Annotated in this window: 1 protein-coding gene; it reads left to right on the forward strand. The window is 47.8% G+C overall.

What is annotated here, in order from left to right:
- Nucleotides 1–592, forward strand: a 592-nt coding sequence (locus R7Z47_RS25880; protein WP_318130899.1) for a glutamate ligase domain-containing protein, incomplete at both ends; no start/stop codon positions are given.

The following is a 592-nucleotide window of genomic DNA, read 5'->3' on the forward strand; positions in this document are numbered from 1 at the left end:
ATTCCGCGTATTAGCCGTCAAGTGATCACCTACGGCTTTTCTGACGATGCGGACGTACGTATCGAAAATTATCATCAAGAAGGTCAGCAAGGTAAATTTACAGTAGTACGTAAAGGTCGAGCTAACCTCGATATCACGCTAAACATTCCAGGCCGTCACAATGCGTTGAACGCATCAGCAGCAATAGCGGTCGCAACGGAAGACGACATTGAAGATGACGCGATTCTAAAAGCGATGGCGGGCACTCAAGGTACTGGCCGTCGTTTTGATCACCTTGGTGAGTTTGATACAGGTAACGGTCATGCGATGTTAGTCGATGATTACGGTCATCACCCAACGGAAGTTGATGTAACCATTAATGCTGCACGCAGCGGTTGGCAAGATAAGCGATTGGTTATGATTTTCCAACCCCATCGTTACAGTCGCACTCGTGATCTTTACGATGATTTTGCAAACGTGCTTGAGCAGGTTGATGTATTGATCATGCTTGACGTGTATGCCGCGGGTGAAAAACCGATTGCTGGCGCGGATGGACGCTCTTTGTGCCGTACGATTCGCAGCCGAGGTAAAGTAGATCCGATTTTTGTTCCAG

This window comes from Vibrio sp. 1641, assembly GCF_033339995.1.
Taxonomy (GTDB): domain Bacteria; phylum Pseudomonadota; class Gammaproteobacteria; order Enterobacterales; family Vibrionaceae; genus Vibrio; species Vibrio alginolyticus.